Below are 6,803 nucleotides of genomic sequence, written 5' to 3'. Positions count from 1 at the left end.
GTGATGAAGTCGACGAGAAGCTCCGACATGGCGGTGTCCCCGCTCGAGCGAAGCCGAGAGTGGGGGAGTGCGTGCCGGGCGTCGCGACGCTGCGGAGATCCATCAGAAGCCCCCTAGGGCCGTGCCCGCCCGTCACACGCTCCCCGGGGTCACCATCCCGACTCGTAGGCGACGATGACCAGTTGTGCCCGGTTCCGGGCGGCCAGCTTGCCCATGATGCGGCTGACATGGGTTTTCGCGGTGAGCGGGCTCAGGCCCAGCGCGTCGGCGATCTCCGTGTTGTTGAGGCCGCGCGCGACCAGCGCGAGCACCTCACGCTCCCGGCCGGACAGACACTCGGGCCCGCCCGTCTCCGGTGCCGAGGGGCTGCGCAGGAACCGCTGGATCAGCCGTGCCGTGGGCCCGGGCGGCAGCAGGGCCTCGCCGGCCGCGACCGTGCGGATGGCGTCGAGGAGTTCGGCCGGCCGGGTGTCCTTCACCAGGAACCCGGAGGCCCCGGCCCGCAGCGCCTCGACGATGTACTCGTCGGTGTCGTACGTGGTGAGGACGAGCACCCGTACGCCCGCGAGGTCCTCGTCGGCGGCGATGTGCCGGGTCGCCTCGATGCCGTCCAGGTCGGGCATGCGGAGGTCCATCACCACGAGGTCGGGGCGGACGCCGCGGGCCGGTTCGACGGCCTGCCGGCCGGTGGCGGCCTGACCGACGACCTCCATGTCGCGGGCCGACTCCACGAGCATCGCGAACGCCTCCCGCACCAGCGTCTGGTCGTCCGCGAGCAGCACCCGTACGGTCATCCCGTCTTCTCCCCCGTCGTGGCCAGCGGCAGGACCGCGGTGACCTCGAATCCGCCCCCGGTGCGCGGTCCGGCGTCGAGTGTGCCACCGACGCTGCGGGCCCGCTCGCGCATCCCCACGAGTCCGAAGCCCGGGGTGCCGCCCGGGGCAGGTCCGGTGCCGTCGTCGCGGACCGACAGATGCAGGGCCCCCTGGCGCTCGTCCAGTTCGCCGTGGACGGCCGGTTCGGGTCCCGCGTGCCGTACCGCGTTGGTCAGGGCCTCCTGCACCATCCGGTAGGCGGCGGCGCCGACGGCGGGCGGTGTCTGCCGTATCCGTACGGTCTGCTCGACCCGGGCACCGGCCAGCCGCGCGGCCTCCGCCAGGTCGGGCAGCCCGTCGAGGCCGGGCAGCGGACCGCGGACGTCCGGGGGGCCGTGCTCGCGCAGCACGGGGGCCGCGGTGGTGAACACGGCGATCTCGGTCCAGCCCGAGCCGCTGCGCCCGGAGGCCACCTCGGCGACGCCCTCGGTCGTCCGGGCCCGGTCGGCTATCGTCTCGGCCCGCTCGTCGGGTGCGATGACCGTCACGGGCCTGCTGCTGCGCTCGGGGTACTCCTGGGCGAGCGTCCGCATCGCCGTGATGGACTCGGGCCGCTCGGTGAAGGAGTCCTCCTGCTTCAGGCTGCCGGACAGGTTGAGCGTGCCGAGCGCGAGGGCGCCGAGCAGTACGGCCCCGCCGACGAGCACGGTGGCGCCCGCCGGGTCGCCCAGGTGCCCATCGCGGCGAACAGCGACCGCCGGGCCTTCGGCTCGCTGCCGAAGGCGGGGATCAGCGGCCAGAAGACCCGCCGCCCCAGCAGCACCAGGACCGCCGGCAGCAGGGTGGTCATGGCGACCAGGGCGGCGAGCACCCCGACCATGCCGACCGGCCCCATGCCCCTGCTGCTGTTGAGGTCGGCGGCGAGCAGGCACAGGAGTCCGGCCGCGACGGTCCCCGAGGAGGCGAGGACGGCCGGCCCGCAGCGCGGCGCGCATGGCGCCGTACGGCCGCTCGTGGCGCCGCAGTTCCTCGCGGTAGCGGGAGACGATCAGCAGCGCGTAGTCGGTGCCGGCGCCGAGGACGAGCACGGTCATCACGCCGCCGCTCTGGCCGGTGACGGTGACGTCGAACAGTTCGTGCAGCCCGTACCCGGCGGCCATCGACACGGCGGCGGCGACGCCCGCCACGGCGAGCGGCACCAGCCACAGGAAGGGGCTGCGGTAGATGAGGATGAGCAGCACGGTGACGACGCCGAGCGTGGCGAGCAGCAAGGTGGCGTCGAGCGTCCCGAACACCTTGTTCATGTCGGTGTTGAGCGCGCCGGGCCCGTCGACCTCGGCGCTCAGTCCGCCGCCGCCCTCGACGATGTCGCGCACGCCGTCGACGAAGGCGACCCGGGCCTCCTCGTCCTGGCCGGGCTGGGTGCTGGAGACCGGGTACATCAGGGTGGAGCCGTCCTTCGACGGGATACCCTTCGGCTGCCCCGGCAGGTCGTGGGCGCCGCTCACCTGGGTGATCTGCTGGTCGGCGGTGCGCCGGTCGGCGTCGGTGAGTCCGCCGTCCCGGTGGTAGACGAGCACCAGGTCGGTCGCCTCTCCGCCCGGCAACTCGTCCTGGATCCGCGCCGCCTGCGTCGAGTCGGCGCTGTCGGGCAGGCAGTCGACCGCGCGGTTCTGCTGGATGTCGGCGAACGTGCCGGCGAGCGGCCCGACCAGCACGAGCGCGGCGAGCCACAGCCCGACCACCACCCAGGGCACGGCCCGCTTGCGCCCGGTACGCGTCCTTACGGCCCCCATGGGTCCGGCTCCCTCCGGTCGGGTGTCTGGATCGGTCTCCAGACTCCGCCGGACGGGGGCCGGTTCGTCGGGCGTGAGGTCGAGTCGAGGGGTACTGCGGGGGGCGGTCCGGGCCGCGCGTTACTCCCCGGGAGTAACACGGAGGCGGGTCCTACGAGGGTGTACGGGCCGCCGCCGCCATCAGGCGGGTCACGTCGTCGGTGCAGATCGTGAGCGCCGCGCCCACCGTCGCCAGCACATCCCGCTCGGCCGGGGTGTACGGCCCGTCCGCCAGGGCGATGCGGGCACCCTGGAGCAGGATCGATTCGCGGCCGACGGTGGCGAGGTGCGGGGCGAGCGGGTCCAGGGCCTCGTGGAGCTCTATGGCCAGTCCCACGCCGCAGGGTTTGCCGGCGATCCGGCCGGTGTCGGCCTCCAGGGCCTCGACGAGGGCGGCCAGCTGTTCCTCGGTGCAGTCGTCGAAGCCGGCGGCGCGCACGGCGAGCACGGCGGTCTCCAGGGCCGACCGGGACCCGGCGCCGCCCGCGGCGAGCACCGCGAGGGCGACCGTGTGCACGGCGTCGCGGAGCATCGCGGAGAAGCGGGTGGTGGTCGGATGGTCGAGGACGTCCGTGCCGAAGTGGCGGCGGCAGGCGGCGCACTCCACGACCGGGCCGGTCTCGCCGCGCGGCAGCACGGGCAGGCCGAGCAGGGTGAAGCGGCGTTGCCCGGTCAGCCGCTGGTAATTGCGGTCGCCGCCGCAGCCGGGGCAGAAGAACTCCCCGTCACCGGCGGCCGTCCACGCGGTCCGGGTGCCCAGGACGCGAGAAAGCCTGGCGGCATGGCCGTTTCGTCCCCGTCCTGGCAGCACGTCGCACCTCCGTCACGCCGCACGGCAACGTCGCCGCGCTTGCGTGATGTTAGCCACATCAGAGACGAGGAGTCAGCACCCCGGAGGAGACCTTTCCGTGACCTCCACAGCAAATGGCCGGTATACGACGGGGCTCCACCCGCCCTACATCGGCGGACGGAGCCCCTGTGGCACCGGTGAGCGGCCTACGGCCGCGAACCCGTACGGCTGGTCAGCGAGCCGCGCGGTTGACGGCCGAGACGACCGCCTTCAGCGAGGCCCGTGTCGTGTTGGCGTCGATCCCGATGCCCCACAGGACCTTGTCGTCGATGGCGCATTCGATGTAGGAGGCGGCCTGGGCGGAGGCGCCCTCGCTCATCGTGTGCTCCTGGTAGTCCAGCAGGCGTACGTCGATGCCGACGGACTGCAGGGCGTCGAAGAAGGCCGAGATCGGACCGTTGCCCGTACCGGTCAGGACGGTGTCCTGCCCGTCGACCGTGGCCTCCACCGTCAGGGTGTCCACGCCGTCGGTGTCGGTCGTCGACTGGCCGTTGCGGACCTGGATGCGGCCCCACGGGTTCTCGGGGTTCGGCAGGTACTCGTCCTGGAAGACCGCCCAGATGTCCTTCGGCGTGACCTCGCCGCCCTCGGCGTCCGTCTTGGCCTGGATGACCTTGGAGAACTCGACCTGCATACGGCGCGGCAGGTCCAGGCTGTGGTCGTTCTTCAGGACGTAGGCGATACCGCCCTTGCCGGACTGCGAGTTGACCCGGATGACCGCCTCGTAGGAGCGGCCGACGTCCTTGGGGTCGATCGGCAGGTAGGGGACGGCCCACTCGATGTCGTCGACGGTGACGCCCTTGGCGGCCGCATCGGCCTCCATGGCGTCGAAGCCCTTCTTGATGGCGTCCTGGTGGGAGCCGGAGAAGGACGTGTAGACCAGGTCGCCCACGTACGGGTGGCGCGGGTGGACCTCCATCTGGTTGCAGTACTCCCACGTGCGACGGATCTCGTCGATGTCGGAGAAGTCGATCTGCGGGTCGACGCCCTGGGAGAAGAGGTTCATGCCCAGGGTGACCAGGTCGACGTTGCCGGTGCGCTCGCCCTGCCCGAACAGGCAGCCCTCGACGCGGTCGGCGCCGGCCATCAGGGCCAGCTCGGCGGCGGCGACGGCGGTGCCGCGGTCGTTGTGGGGGTGGATCGACAGACAGACGTGCTCGCGACGGGAGAGGTTGCGGCCCATCCACTCGAAGCGGTCGGCGTGCGTGGAGGGCGTGGAGCGCTCCACGGTGGCCGGCAGGTTCAGGATGATCTCGCGGCCCGGGCCGGGCTGCCAGACGTCCATGACCGCCTCGCAGACCTCCAGCGCGAAGTCCAGCTCGGTGTCGGTGAAGATCTCGGGCGAGTACTGGTAGCCGAACTCCGTCTCCGGGCCCAGCAGCTTCTCGGCGTACTCCATGACCAGCCGCGTGCCGTCGACGGCGATCTGCTTGATGTCGTCCTTGGAGCCGCGGAAGACGACCCGGCGGAAGACCGGGGCCGTGGCGTTGTACAGGTGGACCGTGGCGCGCTTGGCGCCCTTCAGGGACTCCACCGTGCGCTCGATCAGGTCCTCGCGGGCCTGGGTCAGTACGGAGATGGTGACGTCGTCGGGGATGGCCCCGGGTTCCTCGATGATGGAGCGCACGAAGTCGAAGTCGGTCTGGCCGGAGGCCGGGAAGCCGACCTCGATCTCCTTGTAGCCCATCTTCACCAGCAGGTCGAACATGGCGCGCTTGCGGGCGGGCGACATGGGGTCGATCAGGGCCTGGTTGCCGTCACGCAGGTCGGTGGAGAGCCAGCGGGGGGCGGTGGTGACGCGGTTCTGCGGCCAGGTGCGGTCCGGGATGTCGACCTGCTCGTAGCGGCCGTACTTGTGGATCGGCAGGGAACTGGGCTGCTGGCGGTTCGCCATGATGCGGGGGGCTCCTCAGAGGGTGTCCGGAAGGACGGCCGACGACGCAGCACCAAGCTCCGCGGGGAGGGAGTCGGCCTCGACTACAGGCCCTCGCCGCGGCAGCTAAGGAGAAGCAGCCCGAAACGCATGATGCGCAGCATGCTAGCCGAGCCCCTCCCGGCGCGTGGGGTCGTATCAGTATGCGGGACCCGGCGCACATTCGGGACAAAAAGTGCGCTACACCACTTCGTCATAGCACTCACCACGGAGCGTGAGGGGCGTTGTCCCGGTATTTCACCAATCATGGTGGCGACTAGTGACAGTTTCGTCACGCAGTGCAAAGGTGCCGGGCATGACGACTCACGGGGGCTTCGAGCCCGTCTTCTGCACCATCGTTCCGCCTCATGTCCTCGACAAGCTCGCCCAGGCCGAGGACTCCTCGCTCGCCGGTCCGGCCCGCCGCACCCTGCAGCGCGACGCCTTCGAGCGCACCCAGCGCCGCCTCACCACGGTCATCGGCGCGAGGGCCGCCGCCGCGGCCGCCGGCGGCAAGCCGCAGCGCACGATCCACGACGCCCGGCACGGCACCGACCTGCCCGGCCACAAGGTCCGCGGCGAGGGCGACAAGCCCGGCAAGGACGCCACCGTCAACCGCGCCCACGCCGGTCTCGGCGCGACCTTCGAGCTGTTCCTCCAGGCCTACCAGCGCGACTCGATCGACGGGAACGGCCTCCCGCTCAACGCGACGGTGCACTACGACCGCGACTACAACAACGCGTTCTGGAACGGCGAGCAGATGGTCTTCGGCGACGGAGACGGGGAGATCTTCCTCGACTTCACCATCCCGATCGACGTCATCGGCCACGAACTCGCGCACGGTGTCACGCAGTACACGGCCAACCTCACCTACTTCGGCCAGCCGGGCGCGCTCAACGAGTCCCTGTCGGACGTCTTCGGCGCCCTGATCAAGCAGTACACGCTCGGCCAGACCTCCGCCGAGGCCGACTGGCTGATCGGCGCGGGCCTGCTCGCCCCGCGCGTGACCGGCACGGCGCTGCGATCCATGAAGGAGCCGGGCACGGCGTACGACGACGACGTCCTCGGCAAGGACCCGCAGCCGGCGACGATGGACGACTTCGTGCGCACCGGACGCGACAACGGCGGTGTCCACATCAACTCGGGCATCCCGAACCACGCCTTCTACCTCGCGGCCACGGCCCTCGGCGGCCACGCCTGGGAGCGGGCCGGACAGGTCTGGTACGACGTCCTGACCGGCGGCGAGCTGAAGCAGCAGGCGATGTTCGCCGACTTCGCAACACTCACCGTGAAGGCCGCCCGGGAGCGCTTCGGCGACGGGGAGGAACTGGACGCCGTGTCGAAGGCCTGGGAGCAGGTCGGGGTGCGGACCCTGTAGTTCCGTACTAGAC

General features: G+C 71.4%; 4 protein-coding genes and 2 pseudogenes. 1 reads left to right on the top strand and 5 read right to left on the bottom strand.

Annotated elements, in window-relative coordinates:
* Positions 1 to 149 precede the first annotated feature (149 nt).
* The 5 genes and pseudogenes from ABZ281_RS03505 to leuA all read right to left on the bottom strand — a co-directional run bounded on the left by ABZ281_RS03505 (position 150) and on the right by leuA (position 5,394).
* Positions 150 to 794: a response regulator transcription factor gene (locus ABZ281_RS03505; protein WP_356651656.1), complete on the bottom strand. Its 645-nt coding sequence runs from the start codon at positions 792 to 794 to the stop codon at positions 150 to 152.
* Positions 791 to 1,225, bottom strand: a pseudogene (locus ABZ281_RS03500) (ATP-binding protein); the annotation flags it as partial. The gene ABZ281_RS03505 and the pseudogene ABZ281_RS03500, both read right to left, overlap by 4 nt.
* A gap of 6 nt (positions 1,226 to 1,231) precedes the next feature.
* Positions 1,232 to 2,611 (bottom strand): annotated as a pseudogene (locus tag ABZ281_RS03495) (MMPL family transporter); the annotation flags it as partial.
* 151 nt (positions 2,612 to 2,762) lie between these two features.
* Complete coding sequence (locus ABZ281_RS03490; protein WP_356651654.1) at positions 2,763 to 3,461, bottom strand: TerB family tellurite resistance protein; 699 nt, start codon at positions 3,459 to 3,461, stop codon at positions 2,763 to 2,765.
* 211 nt (positions 3,462 to 3,672) lie between these two features.
* Positions 3,673 to 5,394, bottom strand: coding sequence for a 2-isopropylmalate synthase (leuA, locus tag ABZ281_RS03485; protein ID WP_356651652.1), 1,722 nt, complete (start codon positions 5,392 to 5,394; stop codon positions 3,673 to 3,675).
* A gap of 334 nt (positions 5,395 to 5,728) precedes the next feature.
* On the opposite strand from leuA, the gene ABZ281_RS03480 reads away from it, so the two are divergent.
* Complete coding sequence (locus ABZ281_RS03480) at positions 5,729 to 6,790, top strand: M4 family metallopeptidase (protein WP_356651650.1); 1,062 nt, start codon at positions 5,729 to 5,731, stop codon at positions 6,788 to 6,790.
* The last annotated feature ends 13 nt before the right edge of the window (positions 6,791 to 6,803 follow it).

It is taken from the genome of Streptomyces sp. NPDC006265, from assembly GCF_040613555.1.
Lineage (GTDB): Bacteria > Actinomycetota > Actinomycetes > Streptomycetales > Streptomycetaceae > Streptomyces.
Note: the sequence above shows the minus strand (reverse complement) of the source record. Positions and strands in the feature narration are given on the sequence as shown.

Excerpts from the sequence above, each read along its gene's own strand:
- ABZ281_RS03480 (WP_356651650.1), top strand. The coding sequence starts at position 5,729 with ATGACGACTCACGGGGGCTTCGAGCCCGTCTTCTGCACCATCGTTCCG.
- ABZ281_RS03505 (WP_356651656.1), bottom strand. The coding sequence starts at position 794 with ATGACCGTACGGGTGCTGCTCGCGGACGACCAGACGCTGGTGCGGGAG.
- leuA (WP_356651652.1), bottom strand. The coding sequence starts at position 5,394 with ATGGCGAACCGCCAGCAGCCCAGTTCCCTGCCGATCCACAAGTACGGC.